2 protein-coding genes are annotated in these 557 nt (G+C 67.7%); both read left to right on the top strand.

Translation table 11 applies throughout. The features are described 5' to 3' along the window. Window positions 1-9 precede the first annotated feature (9 nt). On the top strand, window positions 10-309 hold the full coding sequence (locus ACFC3J_RS22980) for an ArsR/SmtB family transcription factor (protein ID WP_375198212.1): 300 nt from the start codon (window positions 10-12) through the stop codon (window positions 307-309). A 4-nt stretch (window positions 310-313) separates the two neighbouring features. Next, on the top strand, window positions 314-557 hold a 244-nt coding region (locus ACFC3J_RS22975; RefSeq protein ID WP_375198211.1), incomplete at its 3' end, for a rhodanese-like domain-containing protein.

Below are 557 nucleotides of genomic sequence, written 5' to 3'. Positions count from 1 at the left end.
AAACCGCCGATGGACCTGGCGACATTCGAGGCGAAGGCCGGGCAGGTCGCCGACACGCTGAAGGCGATCGGCAATGCTCGCCGGCTGATGCTGCTGTGCAAGCTGGTCGAGCATGGCGAGATGACGGTCGGCGATCTGGCCCGTGATGTCGGCTTGTCGCAGTCGGCCTGCTCGCAGCACCTGGCCAGGATGCGCGACGAGGGTCTCGTCACCTACCGGCGGGAGAGCCAGACGCTCTGGTACGCCATCGCGGATGCCCGCGTCGAAACGCTGCTCGGCACTCTCTACCAGCTCTACTGCAAGGATTGATGCGATGACGCTCGCGACCCTTTCTCCCGACGATACCCGTGCCGCGATCGATGCCGGTGCGCGCCTGATCGACATTCGCGGTGCCGACGAGCATGCGCGCGAACGCATTCCCGGCGCGATGAACGTGCCGCTCGACCGGATCGGCGATCTCCCGCGCGACGATCGTCCGGTCGTCTTTCACTGCAAGTCCGGGATGCGCACCGCCGCCAATGCGGCGCAGCTCGGCGCGGCAGCGGGTGGCGCGCCGG

The organism is Sphingobium sp. (genome assembly GCF_041987595.1).
Classification (GTDB): domain Bacteria; phylum Pseudomonadota; class Alphaproteobacteria; order Sphingomonadales; family Sphingomonadaceae; genus Sphingobium.
The sequence above is the reverse complement of the archived record's forward strand: the minus strand, read 5'-3'. Positions and strand labels throughout refer to the sequence as shown.

What these genes read in the sequence shown, in the direction of transcription:
- ACFC3J_RS22980 (WP_375198212.1), top strand. Translation starts at nt 10, where the DNA reads ATGGACCTGGCGACATTCGAGGCGAAGGCCGGGCAGGTCGCCGACACG.